Origin of the sequence: Proteus sp. G2669, from assembly GCF_009915245.1 — a bacterium.
GTDB lineage: Bacteria > Pseudomonadota > Gammaproteobacteria > Enterobacterales > Enterobacteriaceae > Proteus.
The window spans coordinates 44,537-66,774 of the sequence record NZ_JAABLX010000025.1; the positions used below are offsets into that span (position 1 = coordinate 44,537).

At 34.2% G+C, this 22,238-nt stretch carries 21 protein-coding genes; 15 read left to right on the plus strand and 6 right to left on the minus strand.

Features of this window, described 5'->3' with window-relative positions; all coding sequences use genetic code 11:
• Positions 1–38: 38 nt before the first annotated feature.
• The 4 genes from GWI68_RS06635 to GWI68_RS06650 form a co-directional block, all read right to left on the minus strand.
• The gene (locus tag GWI68_RS06635) at positions 39–968 is read right to left on the minus strand and encodes a Dyp-type peroxidase (RefSeq protein ID WP_166539760.1); all 930 of its coding nucleotides are present in this window, start codon (positions 966–968) and stop codon (positions 39–41) included.
• 189 nt (positions 969–1,157) lie between these two features.
• On the minus strand, positions 1,158–1,739 hold the full coding sequence (locus tag GWI68_RS06640; protein ID WP_109409803.1) for a YebB family permuted papain-like enzyme: 582 nt from the start codon (positions 1,737–1,739) through the stop codon (positions 1,158–1,160).
• A 197-nt stretch (positions 1,740–1,936) separates the two neighbouring features.
• Entirely contained in the window at positions 1,937–2,761 is an 825-nt protein-coding gene (locus GWI68_RS06645; RefSeq protein WP_166539761.1) for a VanW family protein, read from the minus strand.
• Positions 2,762–2,884: 123 nt separating this feature from the next.
• Positions 2,885–3,799, minus strand: a complete 915-nt coding sequence (locus GWI68_RS06650; protein ID WP_166539762.1) for a LysR family transcriptional regulator — start codon at positions 3,797–3,799, stop codon at positions 2,885–2,887.
• Positions 3,800–3,909: 110 nt separating this feature from the next.
• On the opposite strand from GWI68_RS06650, the gene GWI68_RS06655 reads away from it, so the two are divergent.
• From GWI68_RS06655 to GWI68_RS06700, 10 genes are all read left to right on the plus strand, one after another.
• Positions 3,910–5,403, plus strand: a complete 1,494-nt coding sequence (locus GWI68_RS06655; RefSeq protein ID WP_166539763.1) for a DASS family sodium-coupled anion symporter — start codon at positions 3,910–3,912, stop codon at positions 5,401–5,403.
• Between the two features lie 22 nt (positions 5,404–5,425).
• Positions 5,426–6,031 (plus strand): histidine phosphatase family protein, encoded by a 606-nt coding sequence (locus GWI68_RS06660; RefSeq protein WP_109409767.1) that lies wholly within the window; start codon positions 5,426–5,428, stop codon positions 6,029–6,031.
• Positions 6,032–6,632: 601 nt separating this feature from the next.
• A complete protein-coding gene (locus GWI68_RS06665; RefSeq protein ID WP_166539764.1) occupies positions 6,633–7,157 on the plus strand; it encodes a fimbrial protein in 525 nt (174 codons plus the stop codon).
• Between the two features lie 68 nt (positions 7,158–7,225).
• Positions 7,226–7,894, plus strand: a complete 669-nt coding sequence (locus tag GWI68_RS06670; protein ID WP_166539765.1) for a molecular chaperone — start codon at positions 7,226–7,228, stop codon at positions 7,892–7,894.
• A 24-nt stretch (positions 7,895–7,918) separates the two neighbouring features.
• Complete coding sequence (locus GWI68_RS06675) at positions 7,919–10,426, plus strand: fimbria/pilus outer membrane usher protein (protein ID WP_166539766.1); 2,508 nt, start codon at positions 7,919–7,921, stop codon at positions 10,424–10,426.
• A gap of 86 nt (positions 10,427–10,512) precedes the next feature.
• Positions 10,513–11,034 (plus strand): fimbrial protein, encoded by a 522-nt coding sequence (locus GWI68_RS06680; RefSeq protein WP_166539767.1) that lies wholly within the window; start codon positions 10,513–10,515, stop codon positions 11,032–11,034.
• Between the two features lie 12 nt (positions 11,035–11,046).
• A complete protein-coding gene (locus GWI68_RS06685) occupies positions 11,047–11,544 on the plus strand; it encodes a fimbrial protein (RefSeq protein ID WP_166539768.1) in 498 nt (165 codons plus the stop codon).
• 21 nt (positions 11,545–11,565) lie between these two features.
• Positions 11,566–11,859 (plus strand): helix-turn-helix transcriptional regulator, encoded by a 294-nt coding sequence (locus tag GWI68_RS06690; RefSeq protein ID WP_109395422.1) that lies wholly within the window; start codon positions 11,566–11,568, stop codon positions 11,857–11,859.
• Positions 11,840–12,823, plus strand: a complete 984-nt coding sequence (locus GWI68_RS06695) for a fimbrial protein (protein WP_166539769.1) — start codon at positions 11,840–11,842, stop codon at positions 12,821–12,823. The genes GWI68_RS06690 and GWI68_RS06695 overlap by 20 nt, the downstream gene beginning before the upstream one ends.
• 48 nt (positions 12,824–12,871) lie before the next feature.
• The gene (locus tag GWI68_RS06700; RefSeq protein WP_109409774.1) at positions 12,872–13,174 is read left to right on the plus strand and encodes a helix-turn-helix transcriptional regulator; all 303 of its coding nucleotides are present in this window, start codon (positions 12,872–12,874) and stop codon (positions 13,172–13,174) included.
• A 70-nt stretch (positions 13,175–13,244) separates the two neighbouring features.
• Here GWI68_RS06700 and GWI68_RS06705 read toward each other — a convergent pair whose 3' ends face one another.
• On the minus strand, positions 13,245–14,717 hold the full coding sequence (locus tag GWI68_RS06705) for an anion permease (protein ID WP_166539770.1): 1,473 nt from the start codon (positions 14,715–14,717) through the stop codon (positions 13,245–13,247).
• A gap of 521 nt (positions 14,718–15,238) precedes the next feature.
• Here GWI68_RS06705 and GWI68_RS06710 point away from each other — a divergent pair.
• Complete coding sequence (locus GWI68_RS06710; RefSeq protein ID WP_166539771.1) at positions 15,239–16,144, plus strand: LysR substrate-binding domain-containing protein; 906 nt, start codon at positions 15,239–15,241, stop codon at positions 16,142–16,144.
• A gap of 73 nt (positions 16,145–16,217) precedes the next feature.
• Here the strand turns inward: GWI68_RS06710 and GWI68_RS06715 are convergent, their stop codons facing one another.
• Entirely contained in the window at positions 16,218–17,090 is an 873-nt protein-coding gene (locus tag GWI68_RS06715; RefSeq protein WP_166539772.1) for a pirin family protein, read from the minus strand.
• A gap of 280 nt (positions 17,091–17,370) precedes the next feature.
• Between GWI68_RS06715 and GWI68_RS06720 the strand changes: the two genes are divergently transcribed.
• From GWI68_RS06720 to GWI68_RS06735, 4 genes are all read left to right on the plus strand, one after another.
• The gene (locus tag GWI68_RS06720; protein WP_166539773.1) at positions 17,371–18,048 is read left to right on the plus strand and encodes a hydrolase; all 678 of its coding nucleotides are present in this window, start codon (positions 17,371–17,373) and stop codon (positions 18,046–18,048) included.
• Between the two features lie 106 nt (positions 18,049–18,154).
• Positions 18,155–18,721, plus strand: coding sequence for a YceI family protein (locus GWI68_RS06725; RefSeq protein WP_166539774.1), 567 nt, complete (start codon positions 18,155–18,157; stop codon positions 18,719–18,721).
• A 546-nt stretch (positions 18,722–19,267) separates the two neighbouring features.
• Positions 19,268–20,935: an acyl-CoA synthetase FdrA gene (locus GWI68_RS06730; protein WP_072070148.1), complete on the plus strand. Its 1,668-nt coding sequence runs from the start codon at positions 19,268–19,270 to the stop codon at positions 20,933–20,935.
• A 12-nt stretch (positions 20,936–20,947) separates the two neighbouring features.
• Positions 20,948–22,213 carry a DUF1116 domain-containing protein gene (locus tag GWI68_RS06735; RefSeq protein WP_166539775.1) on the plus strand — a complete coding sequence of 422 codons (1,266 nt, stop codon included), beginning with the start codon at positions 20,948–20,950 and terminating at the stop codon, positions 22,211–22,213.
• The last annotated feature ends 25 nt before the right edge of the window (positions 22,214–22,238 follow it).

Here is a 22,238-nt window from a genome sequence, read left to right on the forward strand (position 1 = left end):
ATATAAATACCGCCCTATATATCTACTTACAATGAAAATTACGCTAGATCATCCATAAACTCGGGTGATGGAACAAAGAATAATGTGCCTGTTACAGGGGTACTGAATTTAAGTAATTTATCAGTATGACCTTCAGGTGTGCCTGCAAACATATTTTCTAACATACGATGGGTTGTTGAAAAATAACGTGCATAACCAATAAAATAAGTACCATATTCATTCTTTGATGGATTGGAAAAAGGCATATTGGCTCTGACAATTTTCAAATCATCACCGTTTTCATCTTGAATATTAGTGACAACATTATGAGAACCGGGCTCTTTCTCTTCATCGGTTAATTCAACATCGTTGAACTTATGTCTACCAATGACTTTTTCTTGTTCGATAAGAGGCTGTTTTTCCCATGCTTCCATATCATGAATATATTTTTGTACAAAGGCGTAACTACCTCCTGTAAATTCAGGATCTTCATCACCAATAACGGCATAAGAAACACGCTCATCTTCATATTCAGGATTTTCAGTTCCATCAACAAAACCAATAATAGAGCGCCCATCAAAATATCTAAATCCATGTACTTCATCGACAGGTGTAACAATATTCTTTAGCTTTTGGCTGATGATAGAAGCTAATTCGTAACAAGCTGAAACTTTGAGAGCACGAATATGGAAAAAGAGATCGCCAGAAGTAGAAACCGCAGTATAAGTATCACCTTTGATTTCTTTAAAGGTATTTAGTTCTTTGGGTTTTGCTTGATTGGGGAATAATGTTGTCCATGCATTTGCACCGAATCCCATTACACAGCTTGTTTCCAATTCAGGAAAACGTGTCCTCATACTACGTATTAGGCCAGAAAAATTATTACAAAAATCGATCAGAATTTCGCGATTTTCAGGTGAGTGGGTGAGGTTAAAAACTAAAAAATAAGCATTCTCACAGGGTGATTTCGTAACATCTTGGTATTTCATGGTGATCCCTAAATGACGAATAATAGATGAATAATAATTAAGTCATATTTACAAAATATTGTTTTTTAGTTTTACACCAAAACTCTCCCTATTACAAAGAAAGGGAGAGTTTTTTTGTCCTGATTTTTATAAAAAAAGAATGGAAGGCTATGTTATTCTTTTTATTTCGTAGCATATTAATGTGATGTGTTAATTAATACTTTCATGGCTACGATAAATTAAAGATAAATGAGGATGTTGCCATAAACTCGCTGGAGTGACGGTCGTTCTTTCCCAAGGAATTTGCCCAATAAACCATAATTTCCAGAATTGTAATTTAGCATTGGGATTTTTACTTAATAACTCTTGGAAGGTTTCGATTTCACCTACACGAATAGAAAGTGCTGATTTATAAATATCGAAAACAAATTTAGAGCAAAATTGCCGGGAAGAATCGTATTTAAATCCTGTGTGATAAAGCTTATTTAATCTTTCAGGGACTTGTGCGATAAGTGCGTTTTTTTGTTCATCTGATAATTGTGTTGATAAACGGCGTATTGCATAGCGTTTACCTGATGAACGATTAATAAAGCGAGTTAATGTCGTTGTTGTTGATAGTGGAACACGGCTTTCTGCCACTAAATAATCTTCACCATTATGGCCAACAATAATGCCAACATGATTACTCCAGCATAAAGAAGCGGAGGAAATTTGACGAAATAAAGAGGTACCAATACATGTAAATACAATATCACCAACTTCTAATTCTTGTGGATAATCAAGTTTTATCATCATTATATTACCTATTAAATAGAAGCATAATTACCATTCTTTGACTCTAATAAATAGATATAGTTTCTATTTGATAATTCAATGACTTCCAAATAAAAAGTAGGCTATATTTTAATAAAGTCTTAATTTTAAGAATAATGTAATCTTTTATTGATAATAGGAAGTTTAATTTAGAATATTAAAAATAATTACTGTGATTAATCCAATTGTTCATCTGAAATATCATATTTTACGACAACACTATTTTTATAAAGTAATTCAGATTTCAGTAATTTAGGGAAAGCACCTACATTATTTTTAGTATAAATATCTCGCCAAATTTCATTGCAGCGATACACATGCTCTCCTTTTTTGATAAACGCAGAGGATTTTTCGTAGATATGATAGCGATACTCCCTCGCTTCGCTACAGAGCAATTCTCCTTCTAATTGATGCTCTGCTACATGTAATTTAATTTGATAATCATAAGGTGTTGGATTATATAAAACTAAATCCACATAATTATAGAAAATAGCAGCACCAGATCCAAAAGGAAGAACTCTTCCCTCATCAGGAAAAGGATCAAAACTATGATTAGCTTTTTCAATCACTTTTAATTCAGAATGTAGTGCTAGCCAATGAATTAAATTACTTGCCTGACAAATTCCACCGCCGACACCTTTTCTAGCCTCACCGTAAGAAAGTTGCATGCCGTCAATAAAACCTCGTTTATAACTAGGTTTTCCAACTAGATAGCAAAAAGAGAAATACTCACCAGGATGGATAATAACGCCATCAAGTGCTGTTTCAACTAATTTAAGATTTGTTATTTTATTGTATTGTAATTGAATATCACTTTCGCCACGGCGACTAATTAATTTAGATGTATGTTTCAGATAACGGTATAAAAGTCGTTGTTTTGGTTGAATGTCTCTACTGTATTTCCGGCCTGAAAATCGCCAGCTTAGCGAACGAAATAAACGACGTTGCGCCACTCTCAAAGTATAAAGAATAGGGTGATAGGATGAGAGTGTTTTACGCATAAAATCCTTTTAAACGGTATTAGAGAAAAGGTAGAAAATTGAGGATGTATCATAACGATTTAACAGAGATATTGATACGCGAATATCCCTAAAAAAAGGTAAATAAGAGATTGGATAATCAATTTACTTATTGATATCTTTAGTTAAAATCTGAGCTTGAGATTGTAAAACGGATAAAAAATTCTTAGTAGCAGGAGAGATATACTTTTCTTTATGATGAAAGTAACGAATGCCTCGGCTAAATTGAATATCATCAAAAGAAATCTCACATAAAAGGCCTGATTTTAACTCTTGTAAAATAGATAAGCGAGATAAAACAGAAATTCCTAATCCATGAATAACACCTTGCTTGATCCCCTCTAAGCTATTTATTTCCATTATATTTTTGATCTCTTTATTATTTTCTTTGATCCTGTCTAATAAAAAATCACGAGTGGCAGAGTGCTCTGGCTTGATCAGAAAAACTTCAGATTCAATATCAGAAAATCTGCAACGTTTCTTTTTGGCTAACCAATGTGTTGGAGAACAGATAAGCACGAGGGGATCGATAAGGAAAGTATCAAGATGATATTCAGTCGGATCTAAATAGATATGATCTGACATGATTAAAAACTCTAATTCTTGGGTATCAAGTTTATGGATAAGTTGTGTCGAACTGGAAATATCCATGCTGAGTTTTACGTCAGGATACTGTTCTCTAAATTGCGCCATAATTTGTGGTAATAGGTAAACACCAACAAAATGGCTAGCGCCAAACTTAATTTCACCTTTAGAGGGATCATCAAATTGTCGCATATGCTCAGAAGAGGATTTTACTAAATTAATAATCTGGGTTGCGTATTGTTGATATACCTTACCTTGAGGCGTTAAATAAAGCCGATTGTTGATCCTTTCGAACAATGTTGTTTGTAACTCCTCTTCCAATTTTCGAATTTTTATACTGACACTAGGCTGAGTGCAAAATAGGCGCTCTGCGGTTTCTGTCACATTAAAACCGTTAGCAAGTAATAGAAAGGCATCTAATTGGCTTAAATTCATATCAAAACCATAAATTATTTTTATAGTAATAATATATTAATACAATTATCTTTATACCTCAATATTTCTATACTGAATTTTCCTACCCTACATATTAAGAGGAATCGGTTATGGAAAAGACTGCGAAGCGAGATGATATCGCTAAACCAGCGCCATCATCACCAAAACAAAACGGTAATAAAATAACGTTAAAAACAATAGGAATACCTTTAGCTCTATTAGTATTGCTAGTTCTATTTTTTATGCCAACGCCAGATGGATTAAGTATTGAAGGGCAAAAAGCGATTGCTATTTTTTGCGCAGCGTTAATTTTATGGGTTTGTGGTTCTTTGCCTATTTATTTAACCTCGATGCTAGTCATTGTGTTATTACCAATAACAGGCACTGTAGCAAAAGAGAAAGTTGTTTTTGGGACGTTAGGTTATGACGTTATATGGTTGATGGTTTCAGCTTTTGTTTTAACTTCAGCGATGATCAAATCGAATATCGCCAGACGCTTTGCTTTATGGATGATCACAAACTTTGGTCAGACACCCAAAAAAGCATTATTTGTCCTGATATTAATTAACTTCTGTTTAGTTTTCTTTGTACCTTCAACAACAGCACGTGCGACATTAATGGTGCCGATTTGTATGATCTTATTAGAGATACATAAGGCGATCCCTGGAAAAAGCAATTACGGGAAATTAATGATGTTGCAAGGGGTACAGGCTGACGCTTTAGCAACATCCGGTGTTATGACAGGAACTGCTGCCAATATTATTGCGGTTGGATTTATTAATTCACAAGCAGGTGGTTCTATTGGTTATATGGATTGGCTAATTGCCTCTTTCCCATTGGCAATTGTTGGTATGACTATCTCCTTTTTTATTGGATTAAAATTATTTTCCTTCAAAGGAGAGGTGGATTTCGAAGGTTCACTGGGAAAATTAAAACAAGAACGCTCTCAGCTTGGTGCGCTTACTAAGAATGAGAAAAAAGCCATGTATATCTTTTTAATGGCAGTGTTCTTATGGGCAACCGAAAGCTATCACCAAGATATGTTTGGCTTCAAGATTAGCGTTTATATGACCGCTGTTATTGCTGCCATTCTTTGCCTGATGCCTCGTATTGGCTTATTAACGTGGAATGAAGCCAATATCAAATGGGATCTAATGATATTTGCAGCAGGTGCTTATGCGGCTGGTAACACCTTAGAATCTACAGAAGGCGCACAATGGCTAATTGGTAAAATGGTTTATGGGCTTGGGCTAGAAAATATGAGCACTACAATGGTTTATATTGTGGTTGTCTTTATCTGCATGTATAGCCATTTAATTTTTACCAGTAAAACAGTAAAAACAACCATCTTAATTCCAGCCATTATTGCACTTGCTAAAACATTGGGCATGGATCCGGTTACATTGGCATTAGCTGCGTCATTTACACTGACTTATACCATTACCTTACCACCACATTCGAAAGTAAATACTATCTATTTCTCAAGCGGCTACTTTAGTGTGTTAGAGCAAATGAAATATGGATTAATTACTTGTTTTGTTGGGGCATCGGTAATTTCTATTGCGATATTTACTTGGTTCCAAATTCTTGGATATGGTCTTTAAACCATTAAATTAAGGAATAATAATGAGACTAATTTTATTAAGACACGGTGAAACCTTATGGAATATGGAATCGCGCTTACAAGGACATGCTAATTCATGTTTATCACCAAAAGGTATTAATCAAGCAATGGCGATAAAAGAGAGCATTAAATTGTTATCGCCAACTCGGATTATTACGTCAGATTTAGGCAGAACAGTACAAACCGCAGAGATTGTCGGTCATCCAGAAGCAGTTAAAGAACCGTTATTGCGTGAGCTAAATATGGGGGAATGGACAGGACAAAGAAAACCAGAACTTATAAGACACCATGCAGACAAATATAAAAATTGGCGAGCAGGTACATATACGCCACCTAAAGGCGAAAATTGGTTTGATTTTTGCGATCGTATTGGTGCGGCATTACAAGGATGGGTACGTAAAGAAGATAGTGATTTATTAGCTGTTGTGCATAGTGGTGTGATCCGCGCAGCTTGCAAAGTCTTTTTAAATCTATCTCCAGAGTTTTTATTACCTGCAACACCAGGAACAATAACAATATTAAATTTTGACTTAAATTCTGATAAAGCACCAAAATTAGAAGCTTATAATATTGGTTCCTATATGCCAGATAAGAATGTCGCTGATTAAGATTAATAAGAAGTGGTTTTCAAATTAATCGTTGTAATTGAGATTATGTAACTATCTAAAAAGCACTCCGATATTAAATCAGAGCAAGGGAAACCTTGCTCTTTTTTTGTCTATGACAATAAAGCCATACATTTTATAAATAATATTTTTTATTCTTTTTTCATTCAATTTGTAACTGATAGGTTAAGTCGGAATTTGTTCAAAAATAACACATTAAAGAGTTATTTTAATCAAATAGAATAAAAAGTAGCTTTTATTATTAAGAGGAAATAATACTTTTTTTTATTCACACCATATGCGTTATAAAATGAAATAAAAGATGTGTTTATTAATAAAAAATAGTATTTAACTTTTATTTTGATTTAACAATGTTGTATCAATATATGAAAATTTAAAATAATCAAAAATAAACTTCATTGATTAACTAATAAAGGGTTTGCTTGGTTTTAAATCCTGATTTAAATCAAAAAAATGAATATTATACCGCTATAACCAAAACTTGTTTATTATAAAAAACAATTAGATAATACTCACATACTGAGTTAATTAAGTGTTTTTTAATTAATTTGGTTTTATTAATAAAAATTAATCGGAGAAAAAAATGAGAAAAAGCTTACTTGCAACATTAATTGCTGCAGCGACTATCTTTGTCACTAATAATGCATTAGCAGCGGATGGTACTATTGATTTTACAGGGGAAATTATAGATAACGCATGTGAATTAGCTGCGGGTTCTGATGCTTTAAAAGTTAATTTAGGTACCGTCTCTAAAAAAGCATTACCAAGTACCGGAAGTACTGCCGCAGCGACAAAATTCACAATTAAATTAATTAATTGCCCTAAAACAGTGACCACTGCATCTGTTAAATTTGACGCAGATTCATATGTAGGTGATGACAGTGTTATTGCCCTGAAAAAAGAGTCGGGTGTAGCAACTGGAGTGGGTATTCAAATTACGGATGATGCGAATGTTGTAGTACCTTTATTTACAGCATCTAAAGCCTATCCATTAAAAGAAAATATTGAAAATAATTTAGATTTTAGAGCTCGTTATATTGCTAAAACAGATTCTGTTACTGCGGGTTTAGCAAATGGTAATGCAACATTTACTATTAACTATAACTAAATAAGATTAAATATAAATTAAGGTTTAAAAGGACTTGAACCTTATTATAAAAATACAGTGGTGATAATATGAAGTCTATTATTGTCTTTTTAATTTCTATTCTTTTTTTTATTAATCAATCTTCTGCTGGCGTTATTATTGGTGGAACTAGAGTTATTTATACAGAAGGGAATAAAAACGTTAGTATTAATGTTGAAAATCCAGATAAAATTCCCTATTTAATCCAGTCTTGGATAGATGATGTTAATGAAAATAAACAGTCAAAATTTACCATTACTCCACCTTTATTTAGATTAAATCCAGATAAGGCGAATACGCTGAGGATTTTTTTAACTGAAGGAAATTTGCCTAGTGATAAAGAGTCTCTATTTTGGCTAAATATAAAAACAATACCTGCTACAGAAAAAACAGAAAATTCATTGCAGATTGCTTTTAAGACTCAAATGAAATTAATTTACCGACCTGAAAATTTAAAAAAGGTGAATTTTGAGGAAGAGCAGAAAAAATTAATATGGTCAAAAGTTGGAAATAAAATCAGTGTGAATAATCCAACACCTTATTATTTTAATTTTCAGATGATTAATTTTAATGGGAAATCAGTAAATGATGTCTCTTATGTTGAACCTTTTTCAACAAAATCATTTGATATAAATGATGGTAATGAACATGGCACGATAAACTGGGAAGTTATTAATGATTATGGTGCTAGCGTTAACTTATCAGAAGTTAAAATATAATAAATTATAAATTTAGGTTTTAATATGAAAATTAGCAAAATATGTATTAGCCTAATTTTATATTTGGGCTATACGGCTTTATCATATGCGGAAAACGACAAGTCAGATAATATTTATTTTGATCCTGATTTCCTTGAATCGTCGGATAAAGAAAGTATCGATTTATCTCCTTTCGAAAATAACCAACAATTAGCGGGGAATTATTACGTTGATATTTATGTAAATACTAACTTGATTTTAACTAAAAATATTAGATTTGAAAAAAATAAAAACAACCAACTTATTCCCTGTTTATCAATGCAAGATCTTAATGATTTTGGTGTTAAAACAACGGATTATCCAAAACTGTATACAATGACTGATAGCTGTGTGAATTTATCTGCGATACCTGATGCTAAAAGTGAATTAGAATTTGATTCTCAAAGATTATATTTGAGTATTCCTCAAATTGCTTTATCTAAGGATCCTCGAGGGTATATAGATTTAAATAAGATAGATAATGGTATCACTGCACTTTTGCTTAATTATAGCTACAGTGGGTCGAGAAATTACGATCGCAAAGATAATAATTCAAGTGAAACGTCTCATTATATAAATTTAAGACCTGGATTGAACTTTGGACCGTGGCGATTGCGCAATTATACCACATGGTCAAATTCAGATAATCAATCAGGAAAGTGGAATACTGTTTACACTTATTTATCGCGTAATATAAATAAGATAAAAAGCCAATTAATGTTAGGTGATGGTGTTTCTCCATCTGCTATTTTTGATAGTGTGCCATTTAGAGGTGTTCAATTATCAACAGATGATGATATGTATCCTGAAAGTTTAAGAGGTTATGCTCCCGTTATTAGAGGTATTGCGCGCAGTAATGCCCAAATTACTATTAAGCAAAATGGATATATTATTTATCAGACAGAAGTCGCCGCAGGGCCTTTTGAGATTAATGATTTATATCCCACAGGGAGTAGTGGGGATTTATACGTCACGATAAAAGAATCTAATGGGAGTGAACAGCATCAAATCGTGCCATTTGCTTCTTTACCTGTTTTACAACGTGAAGGCTATTTATCTTATAGTGTGACGGGAGGTGAATATCGCTCTTATGATAAGAATGTGGATAAAACTAAGTTTGGGCAATTTACATTAATTTATGGCCTACCTTATGGAGTGACAACTTATGGTGGTAGTCAATTAAGCCAAGACTATCAATCTTATTCTTTGGGTGCAGGAAAAAACTTAGGTGTTTTTGGTGCAATATCTGTCGATATTACACATGCAAGTTCAGCTTTTGATAATGGTATTAAGCAGCAAGGGCAATCTTACCGTTTTAGATACAATAAAAATCTGAACGATGTGGGCACAAATATAGCGTTAGCGGGTTATCGTTATTCTACAAACGGTTTTTATAGCTTATCTGAAGTATTCGATAGTTTTCGACGTACAAATTATAGTCCAGAAGTTGAACGTCGCCGTAATCGTGCTGAAATTACGATTAATCAAAATTTAGGTGAAGGAAATGGTTCTTTAGCCATAGGCTATATAAAAGAAGATTACTGGAATAGTGATAAAAAAACGCAATCAGCAACGTTAGGCTATAACAATAGCTGGCAAGGTATCAGTTATGGGATGAACTATACCTATAATAAAAATACTAATCGTTACTCTTATGTGACGGGAGACAAAACACAAAGTGATGATGAACATCAATTCGCCTTTTCAGTAAGTGTACCTTTTAGTGTATTTGACGATACTTTCTATTATAACTTTAATACAAATAGTAGTAGTAACAATGCAAGTACAGGAAGTGTCGGAATTTCTGCGTCTCAGCTCAATAATCAATTAAATTGGAGCGCACAGCAAGGATTTACCAACCAAGATCAAGGATCTTCTGGAAATATCAATGCATCCTATAAAGGTCAACTAGGTGATATTACGGGGGGGTATAGTTATAGCAAAGATAACCATAATCTTTATTATGGGGTCAATGGTAGCGTAGTTGCTCACTCTGGAGGAATAGTCCTTGGACAACAACTGGGTGAAACGTCTGCAATTGTTGATATTCCCAATGCAGGTGATGTTGCGATACTAAACCAAGCGGGTGTCAAAACTAATAGCATGGGTTATGCATTAGTGCCTTACGTTACACCATATCGCAAGAATACCTTAGAAATTGATACATTAATGTTGCCTGAAAATACAGAAATGGAATTGACTAGCCAAACGATTTCACCTAGTCGAGGAGCTTTAGTCAAAGCTGATTTTTCTGCTAACGTAGGTTATCGCGTATTGATGACGGTTAATCTTGCAAATAAAAAACCAGTTCCATTTGGTGCTCAAGTTATTTTTAAAGATAACAGCCAATTGAATAGTATTGTTGGTAATGATGGAGAGGTTTATTTATCTGGGTTAGAACAACGCGGAAACTTAACTATTAAATACAACAATGAAACATGTCATGTAAATTATGATTTATCAGATGTTCTTGATTATTTAGGACTCTATAAAATCACTGTGACTTGTCAGTAGTAAATTTAAATAGCATTAAAGTTAATATATTAAACCCAGTTATTTCTTTTATAGCTGTCGATATTTGCTACGCGTAGGAAAGTGAAATGACTATATTAATAAGATTTTTTATTTTAATAACCAGTGTAATAATAAGTTTTCCTTTACTCGCTGGGGATACGGTTACTGTTAATTTTTCTGGAAATATTAGAGCAGCAACTTGTAATATTTCTGGAGGAAGTAATATTAATATTGATTTAAAAGAGATGCCTGCAAATTTATTTAAGACAACAAATTCGAGTTCGGTGTGGAATAATTTCACGATTAAATTAATTGATTGTTCACCTACAATAAATCAAGTAAAGCTAACATTTACCGGTACACCAGATAATGCTGATGTCGATAATTTATATAAAAATGAAGGAACTGCAAAGAATATTGCTGTGCAATTGCAGAATGAAAATAGTAATGGATTAATACCATTAGGCAATCAAAAATCACTGTATATCGCGGTTAATGGTCAGTCATCAGTGAATATTCCTTTAAGAACACGGGCATTTAGTAAGCTTGGAAATGCCACGCCAGGCACGGTATCTGCAAAGATTACAGCAACCATAGTTTATAGGTAGAGGCAGAACATTATGTATAAAATCATACACTTATCTTTATTGTTTTTATTTTCTCCTTTTGCAGTAGGAAGTGTTGTTAATATTAATGTTTATGGATCTGTGATTGCATCACCTTGTGAATTAGAAACAAAAAATTATTTGATTGATCTTAACAAAATAAATATTAGAAATATTAAAAACAATCAAAAATCAGATTGGGTTAATTTCTCTATAAAGTTTAAAAATTGCCCAATAACAACGAATAAAATCACAATGACCTTAAAAGGGATTGTTGATCCTAATTATCCAGAATATTTTATTAATAGTGGCACAGCAAAAAGTACGGCATTAAATATCGCGACACAATTAAATAAAAGTATTATAAAAAATAATGAAAAATTAATAGTGAACGTTAATCAGCAGACACACAATGCTGAATTTCCTTTATCGGCAAGAATTATAGGTTATGGAAGTAATATCACTGTGGGTTCATTTAAAAGTCATCTTGAATTTACGCTTCTTTATAATTAACGAATAATGAAGGAAATAAAAATGAGTCATATTTATCCTGCCTCAAAAATGATTGGAAAAAAAATAGCTTATTATAGAGTTATGAATGGGTACACTTTAAGTGAGCTGGCAGAAATAATTGGTATCAGTCAACAACAGCAATCAAGATATGAACGAGGTATTAATAGAGTTAGTTTGGATAGACTTTATCAATATGCTCGTGCTTTTGATATTTGTTTAAGTCAATTTTTTATTTTAGATGAAGAAGAACAAAAAGAGATGAAAACTAAAATAATAGATAAATTAGGAGATAAAAATGCGCCATGTAAACACTAAAACTATTCTTTTATTAAGTGGAGTCTTATTTTATTCAACATACACTTTTTCCGCTTGTATTCAAAATCCAAATCTAAGAAATATTAGAGTGGATATACCGAATAAAGTTTATTCAATTCAATATGATGATATGGGAACACGTGTATTAGATGAATTTCGTATAAATTATAAAAATGGACCTATAAATACATTTTCTGGTAACGATGGGCAATGTGGTAATGCAACAGTCTCAGGTACTTATATTAATGGTTGGGTGCCTAATGCTAATAAAATAGTGCAGACCAATATTCCTGGTATTGGTATACAAGTTAAACTACATGAGTTAGGACTGTTAAATTTAACTCATAGTAATATAGTAAATCCATCAGGAAATCATTATACAATAATAAATCCATACTGGACTGTTAAAATATTAAAAACAGGTAGAGTTACTGAATCAGGAAGTGTGAATTGGGGAATGCTTGCTAAAGTTGTACAAAATAATACATTACCTAGAAATACTACTTGGAATATATCATCATTATATTTGCCGTTAAATGCAATAAGAATAAACTCTTTAAAGTGTACAACTAAATCATCAAGTTATAATGTTAATATGGGCATTTGGTATGATACGCAATTTAAAAATATTGGTGATGTAAGTAAAGAGATAAGTATTCCTATTACATTAAGTTGTGCCGCCGGAACCAATATTAAAGCTACTGTAACGAGTAGTGCTGGATATATTGATGTAAATACAGGTAAATTAAAGTTATCGGGTACAAATCCAGCAACAGGAATTGGAATTCAGTTATTAGATAAAAATAATAATCCTATTAAATTAAATACTAAAAATAGTTTACAAAATCAGGTTGCATCTGGCGATTATATTTTTGGTTGGAAAGCGCGCTATATAAAAACAGGAAGCACTATAACACCAGGAAGTGCAAACTCAATTGCTACAGTAAATATTTTGTATGAATAATTAATGAGTGTATTTTTGATATTATCAATTTTATTTTTTGGAGATGTTATGAATAAAGAAATATCAAGATTAGTTGGCGCTAAAATTAGAGAATTAAGAATAACACACAGTATGAGTGGCAGTGAGTTTGGTGCTTTATTGGGAATAAGCCAGCAACATCAATCTCGTTTTGAAAATGGTGAGTCAAACATCCATGCAGAAAGTATTTATATTTTATCCTATCTTTTTGATGTTGATTTAAATTATTTTTTTGATGGCGTTCAACATACCGTTGAGAAAGATAAAATAGAGAATAAAAAAAGTCATTATCAATCAGAGTCAATTATCGCAAGTAACGATATCTGGCGTTAACTTTATAAGATGCCTAACAATAAACTAGGCATCTTATATTTGTTTTATTTAAGGCTATTTTTTTTAAATCTTACCAATATCCTAATACTTTCCACCATACACTACCCAACGTTATCCAAACAATAAGGTTAACTACACTCATCACAAAGCCAGCTTTCCACCATTCGCCCAATGTGGCGTAACCTGAACCAAAAATAATTGGCGCAGTACCAGTGCCGTAATGTGTTAATGACATCATTAATGAAGATGAGAACGCCAAAATAAGCCCTAATAACATTGGTGGTGCGCCAAGGGCTAAGCCTGCGGCATAGAAAGCGGCAAACATTGCGGTAATATGCGCGGTGGTACTGGCAAAAAAGTAGTGAGAATAAACATAAATTAGTACCAGTAATATCATGCCACTGACCCAACTTATTCCCATACTATCAATACTTGCCCCTACGCTGAGTGACAACCATTTAATCAATCCTAATTTTCCTAAGAAGGATGCCATCATTACTAAGGCAGAGAACCAAACAACGGTATCCCATGCACCTTTGTTTTTTAAAATATCATCCCAATTTAAAACACCTGTACATAATAAAATCGATAAGCCAATAAATGCGGCTGTTGTGGCATTAACACTAAATCCATCACCAAATAACAATGCAGGTACACCCGCCCACATAATTAATAATAAGGCGAAGACTGCAAGGGTTATTTTTTCAGGTAACGAAATAGGGCCTAATTGTGCTAAACGCTCTTTAGCAAAATGTGGAGCATTCGGGGTGCTGGTTATTTCAGGTTTATAAAGAAGGTAGATAACAATTGGCATTAATATTAATGAAACGATAGCGGGCACAAACGCAGCAATTGCCCACATAGACCAACTAAGTTCATGTGTAGGGTCAGTTTCACTGATAATTAAACTCACAATAAGTGGGTTAGGAGCTGTTGCCGTAATAAACATGGCAGAAGTAATTGGATTTATATTGTAGTTCACTAAAGAGAGGTAACGACCTATTTTTCCACTTGTGCCATCTTCTGCTTTAGAGTTAAAACTGTCTGAAATTGAACGCATAATTGGGTGAATAATACCGCCACCCCGTGCGGTATTACTGGGCGTTACTGGCGCTAATATTGTTTCGGCAATGGCTAATGAATAGGCTATTCCAATCGTTTTTTTACCAAATAACGAAATAAAATAATAACCAATTCTGGCACCAAGCCCAGTTTTATTTAGGCTCATAGAGACCATAATGGAAATACCAATTAACCAGATAAGATCATTGGAAAAACCACTTAATGCATCACCGATAGCAGCTTTAGTTGAATTAGGGTTAGTGACACCTGTAACAGCCACTAATGCGATAGCAATAATAGAAACAGCACCGATAGGAAGTGCTTTACCAATAATAGCAGCGATAGTACCAACAAAAAGGGCTAATAAATGCCAAGCATTGGGATCAACGCCTTCTGGAACGGGAATAAAAAACCAGATAATAAGGGTAATAGAAATAGCGATTAAGGTAGGTATGGGTCGTAATGGAGTTAATTTGTTCATCAGGTTATTCCATTAGGTTGCAGGTTAAATAAATAATCGGAAGTAAAAATAAAGCTAATAAGTATTTTTATTAAGGATGATCTTATTAACATATTATTAAATATTCATTGATTAATGTCATAAAAATAAAATTATTTATTAACTTGTTTTTAAAATAAGTTTTTTTATGTAACTTGATGTTATTAATATGCAAAGTAATTATCTATCTTTATGTTTTATATTAAATTTTACTAAATCAATCAAAATTTAATAATAAAAACAAATTTCAGTGATAGGTGGTAATAAAATTAAATTATGGTAAGTGAATTAATTCAATGTCACATTTGTAATATTAATTTAATTGGTTTTTTTTGAATTATGATATTATTTTAGGTCGTCTTTATTTTATTACCCCATGTGATTATAATGTTATTAACAAAAGTTGAATAATGGAAAATAGTAATTACAATTATTTTCTCCATAACATCAATAACTGAAACAATTCAGCTTAATATGTAAAATAACCTAATGGGTGATACACAATGAAGTATGATTTAAATGACCTCTACTATTTTGTGAAAGTCGTTGAGTTTGGTGGTTTCTCTCAAGCGGCTGAAACATTAGGAATACCTAAATCTAAGCTGAGTCGCCGTATTGCTGATTTAGAACAAAAGCTCAATGTTTCTTTAATATATCGTTCTACGCGACAATTTCATGTCACCAAAATTGGGCAAACTTTTTATCAACAATGTAAAAATGTGGTTGCTGAAGCTGAGATTGCGGAAGAGGTTATTTGTTCAGCACAAGGGCATCCTCATGGCACAATTAAACTCTCTTGTCCTGTCGCATTATTACAAATATATATTCAAGATATTTTGGTCGATTTTATGGAAAAATATCCGGATATTAATATTCAGATATTAGCCATTAATCGCCCAGTTGATGTGATTAGTGAAGGCCTTGATCTTGCATTACGAGTCAGAGCATTGCCGCTAGATGATTCAGGTTTAACAATGAAAATTCTAGGTTATTCTCGGCGAGTGTTAGTTGCTAGCCCATTGTTATTTCAAGGGAGAGAGATCCCCAATTCCCCCGAACAACTTACAGATTATCCCATTTTGGCAAATAGCGAACATTCCCAGCATTATACACTCACACTCACTCATGAAGATGGTGCGGTTTCTACACAACATGTTATGCCTAAATTAGCCACAACCGATGTTTTGACTCTTTATAAAGCAACATTAAAGGGATTGGGAATAACAAGATTACCCTTAAGTGTGGTTGAAAAAGAGTTACAGGATGGCAAGTTAATTGAGGTATTGCCATCTTGGCGTTTTCCTAAAGATGTGGTTCATGCTGTTTATCCATCAAGAAAAGGGCTATTACCTGCAATCCAAGTCTTGTTGGAATACCTTGCTGATAATATGTCACCAATGAAAGAGTAAGATTGATATAAAAACGGCTCCGAATAGAATAGGGAGCCGTTTGATTTCATTGTTTTTGTATAAAATAAAAACGTTATTCGTTAGATATACGACCAAATTTACCTTGGTTAAAATCATCAATGGCTTGTCTGATTTGAGCTTCGCTATTCATTACAAAAGGGCCATAACCTACAATAGGTTCATTAATAGGCTCACCACTGAGATATAAGATAACGGCATCTTCAATGGCTTCAAGATTAACAGAGCCTCCTTCATTATCTAAAATAACCAAATCTCCAGTTTGTAATTGGGTTTGATTATCAAGATAAACACTGCCATGTAAAACCACTAAACCAACATAACGATCTTTTTTCGTTAGTAATGTGGTCGATTTTGCACTCTTTAATTGAATATCCCATACATCAACAGGCGAAAAGGTTTTTGCTGCGCCTTTCGTATCGTGATAATCCCCTGCAATAACGCGAAGCAGCCCTGCATTATCAGATAAAGGCAATACAGGGATCGCACTTTCTTTCAGTAATTGATAACCAGCAGGTGCTGATTTGGCATCTGATGGGAGATTAACCCATAATTGCACCATATCTAATACACCACCTTCTTTGGTAAAAGCATCAGAATGGTATTCTTGATGCAAAATACCCGATGCCGCAGTCATCCATTGGACATCTCCGGGACCAATAACACCGCCTTCACCCGTTGAATCATGATGTGCAACCTCACCTTTGTAAACGATGGTCACTGTTTCAAATCCACGGTGAGGATGTTCACCTACCCCTCGGTTATGGCCTTGAGATGCAGGAAAATCAGTAGGCCCAGCTCGGTCTAATAGTAAAAATGGATTTAAATATTTACCATGGTTGCTATAACTAAAGAGTGAACGAACATGAAAGCCATCACCAACCCAATGTTGACGAGGTGCTTTATAAATACCAATAATCTTTTTCATCATAATGTTCCTATAAAATTTCTATAGGTGTATTTTAAAGTGATTAATATATTTAAGTAGTATTAAAAATAGATTTCATTATTCTGAATATAGAACAATAATAATATGTTTCAGTGTTCTATTTTTGGAATAGTGTTTATCATAATTGACTCTACCGATATTTTAATTAATTGACTATTGTTTATTACAACGAGGGGAAACGATATAAAGATATCATTTTTTAATATTTCTCCTTAACTTAGTTAATAATCAATATTTATTAATTAAAAGGAATAAATAAATGAGCACTCCCGCAAATTTTAATGGTCAGCGCCCTGTAATTAATCCAGAAGATGCTGTTATGTTATTAATTGATCACCAAAGTGGTTTATTCCAAACTGTTGGTGATATGCCAATGACTGAATTACGAGCGCGTGCTTCAGTATTAGCAAAAATAGCAACATTAGCTAACATACCTGTTATTACAACAGCTTCTGTACCACAAGGCCCTAATGGCCCATTAATTCCTGAAATTCACCAAAATGCACCGCATGCAAAATATATTGCACGTAAAGGTGAAATTAATGCTTGGGATAATCCAGAGTTTGTTGAAGCCGTTAAAGCAACAGGCAAAAAGCAATTAATTATTGCTGGTACTATTACGAGTGTTTGTATGGCATTCTCTGCAATTAGTGCCGTTGCTGAAGGTTATCAAGTCTTTGCAGTGATTGATGCATCAGGTACTTACAGTAAAATGGCTGAAGAAATTACCTTAGCTCGTATCGTTCAAGCAGGGGTTGTACCAATGGATACCGCGGCAGTTGCTTCTGAAATTCAGAAGACATGGAATCGTGATGATGCAGCACAATGGGCGCAAGCATACACCCAAATTTTCCCAGCTTATCAATTATTAATTGAAAGCTATAGCAAAGCTCAAGATGTATTAAAAAATAACGAGATATTAGATTCTCAGCGTTAATTAATTCTCAACTCTCTTTGTACTTTATATTATCTGTGTTTAAAAATGCCTATAAAGTATTTTCTTTATGGGCATTATTTTATAAAAAATAGATTAGGAAATTATAATGAAATTTATTTTATCTACCGTATTATCTTCATTATTACTTGTGCCAGCAGTACAAGCTAATGAATATAAGCTTGAACCAACGCATACTAAGGCAATGTTTTATATTGATCATTTTGGGACTTCAACTAACAGTGGTGGTTTCTATGAAATTGAAGGTGATTTAACATACTCACCAGAAAAGAATATAGGAAAAATAAACGTTTCTATTCCAGTTAAAACACTAAATACGGGATTAACGGCATTTGATAATCATGTGAAAAGTGCAGATATCTTAGATGCAGATAAATACCCAACAATTCAGTTTTCTTCAACAAAATGGTATTTCTCTGATAATAAACCCACATCCATTGAAGGGCTATTAACGATGAAAGGAAAAACATTGCCAGTTAAATTAACAACAACCAAGTTTAATTGTTATGAAAGCCCTGTGTTTAATGCGCCAGTCTGTGGTGGTGATTTTAAAACAACCATTAAACGTTCAGATTGGGGGGTGGATTTTTTGGTCAAAGAAGGGATGGCGGATAATATGACATTAAAAATTCAAGTTGAAGCTATTAAGCAATAAATTAAGTCATATTTTATTTTTATTTTATAGAAAAGGCCTTATTAAATATGAGGCCTTTCCTGTTTTTATATAATAATAAATATAATTTAAGTTAGGCGTTAAATTCTAAAAATAGAGTTAAAAGAGAGTTTATTTTTAATCGTTGATAATAATGATTTAATGTTGTATGTTATCGAAATGTTGCTTTACTTTTATTTCCTATTGTTTTATATGATTTTTATCACTATTGTTTTGTTTATTATCCGTTAAATTTTACCTTTCTATTTTTGGTTTTATCTCTGAATTAATAAACTTTCCTCATCATAATTTATTTAATAAATATCATCCGATTAAATAAAAATTTTTTACAATAAATAAGTGTGACTTCAATCACTCTACATTTCGATATTTCTTCAGTATGTTTATACGCAGAGATTCAAAATTAATAAATCAGACATTTATTTATATTGCTTAACAGTTTAAGCAAATAGGCTTCTTATTATCAAAAAAACGAAATGCAAATAGATATGTGCTGTTACATATATTAAATGCGTTAAGGATATCATAATGATCCATGCTTTTATTAAAAAAGGGAGCTTTCAGGATTCAGTTAGCCTGATGATTATTTCCCGAAAATTAAGTGAAGCCCCAGAGGTGGAAGAAATTTCCGTCATGATGGGAACACCAGCGAATAAATCTCTTCTTGATGTCACCGGCTTTTGGCATGACATGTTTAACGAAGCAACGCCGAATGACATTTGTGTTTCGATTAAAGCAGAATCAGACGATCCTGCCATTATCGATATGATTTCTACTGCTTTAGAAGAAGCATTAGCTGAAATTGCAAGTGGCCAGAAAGGCGGTAACAAATTAACGACAGTACGTAGCTGGCGTACCGCTAAACAAAAAAGCACTAATGCCAATATGTTACTTATCTCTATTGCTGGTGAATATGCCGCGGAATTGGCTGACACGGGCTTAGAAGATGGTTGTAACGTCATGCTGTTCTCTGACAACGTCTCTATTGCAGATGAAAAAGCACTAAAAGAAAAAGCAGCAGCAAAAGGTCTGATTGTGATGGGGCCTGACTGTGGTACTGCAAATATTGCAGGTGCACCTCTTGCTTTCGCTAACATTGCACCTAAAGGCTCTATTGGTATTGTTGGCGCATCAGGTACGGGTATTCAAGAAATTACCTCTCAAATCGTTTTACAACGCCAAGGTATTTCTCATTCAATTGGCCTAGGTGGTCGTGATTTAACAGAGCAAATTGGTGGTATCAGTGCAATTACTGCTATCAATATGCTAGCGGCAGATCCTAATACGCGTGTTATTGCTTTTGTTTCTAAGCCACCAGCGCCAGCGGTTCGCCAAAAAATTATTGCTGAAATGAAACGCCATAATAAACCGATTGTGGCGCAATTCTTAGGAACAACACCTGAGAAATTCCAAGACGACAATATCTATTTTACTCGCACGTTAGATGAAACGGCGCGCATTGCGGCTGAACTAGCGCGTGTTGAAGATATCGCAGCGGAATTACCAAAAGTTACAGGTAAGAAAATCATTGGTCTTTATGCCGGTGGTACGCTAGCGGCTGAATGCGCCATGTTGTTATCTGAAAAACTTAATGTTGAAGTCGATAACGAGCATAAACAAGGCACAATGCTAGATGCTGATGGTCACAAAATCATCGATATGGGTGATGATTTTTATACACAGGGTAAACCACACCCAATGATTGACCCATCTACACGTAACAAATTTATCAGTGAGCTAAGCAATAAAACAGAAGCTGGCGTGTTACTGGTTGATTTTGTTATTGGTTATGGTGCAACTCAAGATCCTGCCGGTGCGTTAATTCAAGAAATCAAAAAACTGAATGAAAAACGTGGCGAAGCCAATCCATTAATCACCATCGCAACCATTACTGGTACTGAAGACGATCCGCAAAACCGTAGCGAACAGCAAAAACAGCTAAAAGAAGCGGGCATTATTGTCATGGATACGTTGCCAGAAGCGGTTTTATTAGCAAAAGAATTAATCCAGCCACATCCAGCAGAAGCACATGCTGAAGTGTCACCACTGCTTAACGGGATCTCCGTGATCAACGCCGGTCTACGTAGTTTTGCAGATGATCTGCAATCAAGTGGGACTCCTGTTGTGCATTATCAGTGGGCACCTGTCGCAGGTGGTAATAAAAAACTGGCTGAAATATTAAAGAAATTGAAATAAGGAATTGCAGATATGTATTCAACTATCGAACAAGCGAATGAAGCAGTTATCGAACGTATCCGTGAAGCCCGTCCTCACTGGTGTGATGTTAACTTAGCAAAAGAAGTTGTACCGGCTTTAGAAACAGGCAAAAAATTACTTCATGCAGGTCCTCCTGTAACTTGGGGTGAAATGAGTGGTCCTGTTCGCGGTGCATGTATCGGTGCTTCTTTATTTGAAGGCTGGGCAGAAACTGAAGAACAAGCATTAGCGATGTTAGAAGCGGGTGAAATTGAGTTTATTCCTTGCCACAACGTAAATGCAGTAGGCCCAATGGGCGGTATTACTTCTGCTCATATGCCAATGCTAGTTATCAAAAACCACATTCATGGTAACTACGCTTACTGCAACATGAACGAAGGCATCGGCAAAGTGATGCGTTTTGGTGCTTACGGCCCAGATGTGCAAGAGCGTCTACATTGGATGCAAAATAGCTTAGCACCAGTATTAAAAGCCGCAATAGCAACGTTTGAAGATGGTATCGATCTGACTGCAATTATGGGGCAGGCAATTACTATGGGTGATGAATTCCACCAACGTAATATCGCAGCTTCAGCCCTGTTACTGCGTCAATTAGCTCCAGTATTAAGTACATTAGATTTTGAAGATGCTGAAATCACAAAAGTGACTAAATTCCTGAGCATTACAGATCAGTTCTTCCTGAACTTAGCAATGGCTTACTGTAAAGCTGCGATGGATGCAGGTGCTCAAATCAAACAAGGCACTATCGTTACCGTTATGACCCGTAATGGTAGCAACTTTGGTATCAAAATCAGTGGAATGGGTGACCAATGGTTTACGGCCCCAGTAAATACACCACAAGGTCTGTTCTTCTCTGGTTTTAGTCAAGCAGATGCAAACCCAGATATCGGTGACAGTGCGATTACTGAAACTTTCGGTATTGGTGGCGCAGCAATGGTTGCAGCTCCGGGTGTAACACGCTTTGTTGGTGCATCAGGTGGTATGGATGCAGCACGTGAAGTGACTGAAGAAATGGCTGAGATCTACCTTGCTCGTAACATGATGTTGCAAATTCCAACTTGGGATTTCCAAGGTGCATGTTTAGGATTAGATGCTCGTCGCGTTGTTGAAACGGGCATTACCCCGCTGATTAATACGGGTATTGCACATAAAGAGCCGGGTGTTGGCCAGATTGGTGCAGGTACTGTACGCGCACCTTTAGGTTGCTTTGAAAAAGCGATTGTTGCATTGGCAGAAGAATTAGGCATCGACGCTTAATCGTGCTTTGTAACGATTAATCACA

Bases quoted from the DNA above. Each gene is read 5' to 3' on its own strand.
- GWI68_RS06660 (WP_109409767.1), top strand. From the start codon at position 5,426: ATGAGACTAATTTTATTAAGACACGGTGAAACCTTATGGAATATGGAA.
- GWI68_RS06640 (WP_109409803.1), bottom strand. From the start codon at position 1,739: ATGATAAAACTTGATTATCCACAAGAATTAGAAGTTGGTGATATTGTA.
- GWI68_RS06675 (WP_166539766.1), top strand. From the start codon at position 7,919: ATGAAAATTAGCAAAATATGTATTAGCCTAATTTTATATTTGGGCTAT.
- GWI68_RS06690 (WP_109395422.1), top strand. From the start codon at position 11,566: ATGAGTCATATTTATCCTGCCTCAAAAATGATTGGAAAAAAAATAGCT.
- GWI68_RS06720 (WP_166539773.1), top strand. From the start codon at position 17,371: ATGAGCACTCCCGCAAATTTTAATGGTCAGCGCCCTGTAATTAATCCA.
- GWI68_RS06670 (WP_166539765.1), top strand. From the start codon at position 7,226: ATGAAGTCTATTATTGTCTTTTTAATTTCTATTCTTTTTTTTATTAAT.
- GWI68_RS06710 (WP_166539771.1), top strand. From the start codon at position 15,239: ATGAAGTATGATTTAAATGACCTCTACTATTTTGTGAAAGTCGTTGAG.
- GWI68_RS06655 (WP_166539763.1), top strand. From the start codon at position 3,910: ATGGAAAAGACTGCGAAGCGAGATGATATCGCTAAACCAGCGCCATCA.
- GWI68_RS06680 (WP_166539767.1), top strand. From the start codon at position 10,513: ATGACTATATTAATAAGATTTTTTATTTTAATAACCAGTGTAATAATA.
- GWI68_RS06735 (WP_166539775.1), top strand. From the start codon at position 20,948: ATGTATTCAACTATCGAACAAGCGAATGAAGCAGTTATCGAACGTATC.
- GWI68_RS06700 (WP_109409774.1), top strand. From the start codon at position 12,872: ATGAATAAAGAAATATCAAGATTAGTTGGCGCTAAAATTAGAGAATTA.
- GWI68_RS06685 (WP_166539768.1), top strand. From the start codon at position 11,047: ATGTATAAAATCATACACTTATCTTTATTGTTTTTATTTTCTCCTTTT.
- GWI68_RS06650 (WP_166539762.1), bottom strand. From the start codon at position 3,799: ATGAATTTAAGCCAATTAGATGCCTTTCTATTACTTGCTAACGGTTTT.
- GWI68_RS06695 (WP_166539769.1), top strand. From the start codon at position 11,840: ATGCGCCATGTAAACACTAAAACTATTCTTTTATTAAGTGGAGTCTTA.
- GWI68_RS06705 (WP_166539770.1), bottom strand. From the start codon at position 14,717: ATGAACAAATTAACTCCATTACGACCCATACCTACCTTAATCGCTATT.
- GWI68_RS06635 (WP_166539760.1), bottom strand. From the start codon at position 968: ATGAAATACCAAGATGTTACGAAATCACCCTGTGAGAATGCTTATTTT.
- GWI68_RS06665 (WP_166539764.1), top strand. From the start codon at position 6,633: ATGAGAAAAAGCTTACTTGCAACATTAATTGCTGCAGCGACTATCTTT.
- GWI68_RS06715 (WP_166539772.1), bottom strand. From the start codon at position 17,090: ATGAAAAAGATTATTGGTATTTATAAAGCACCTCGTCAACATTGGGTT.
- GWI68_RS06725 (WP_166539774.1), top strand. From the start codon at position 18,155: ATGAAATTTATTTTATCTACCGTATTATCTTCATTATTACTTGTGCCA.
- GWI68_RS06730 (WP_072070148.1), top strand. From the start codon at position 19,268: ATGATCCATGCTTTTATTAAAAAAGGGAGCTTTCAGGATTCAGTTAGC.
- GWI68_RS06645 (WP_166539761.1), bottom strand. From the start codon at position 2,761: ATGCGTAAAACACTCTCATCCTATCACCCTATTCTTTATACTTTGAGA.